Raw genomic sequence first — 515 nt, forward strand, 5'->3', positions numbered from 1 at the left:
TTCAACTGGTTCCCACAGATGTACTTCCACCACACTGGTCTTAAGGTCATCCAGGGTCTGTCTTTCATCCACAATGGCCTGCAGACGGTCAAACAACGGCTCTCCAATCTCAGCATAGTACGGGTCAGCGGATGCCTGGGGCTGATAGCTGTCCAGGTTGACGGATGTCTCTCCCCATATATTATTTTTGGTTTCCACATTGGCGTTCATTTCGACAATGTACTCTTCCAGGTCCTTGCCCAGGCGGCTGTATTCAGCCTTGCTGGCAGATGGGAGGGCCGCATCAATATAGTGTGCCATCCACTTTCTTTTGATTTTTCCTGCTGCAGGAATTGATTCCGCAAACAGCTGTAAGTTCATTTTACGCATGGTTATTCCTCGCTTTCTATTTGGTAGGTCACCTGTATTTGTATCTGGTACAGGATTCCATCATTAACAGTCTCACCCATGGGCTGCACGGCCATTGCATTGGATGTGATGGCTTTTATAAACCTGGCCTCCATCTCCTGGTTGCC

1 protein-coding gene is annotated in these 515 nt (G+C 48.5%); it reads right to left on the minus strand.

The window, feature by feature from the left end; all coding sequences use genetic code 11:
• Nucleotides 1–369, minus strand: a 369-nt coding sequence (locus LI015_RS28030; RefSeq protein WP_227126785.1) for a hypothetical protein, incomplete at its 3' end; no start/stop codon positions are given.
• Nucleotides 370–515 lie beyond the last annotated feature (146 nt).

This window comes from Enterocloster sp. 210928-DFI.2.20 (assembly GCF_020554465.1).
GTDB classification, from domain to species: domain Bacteria; phylum Bacillota; class Clostridia; order Lachnospirales; family Lachnospiraceae; genus Enterocloster; species Enterocloster bolteae.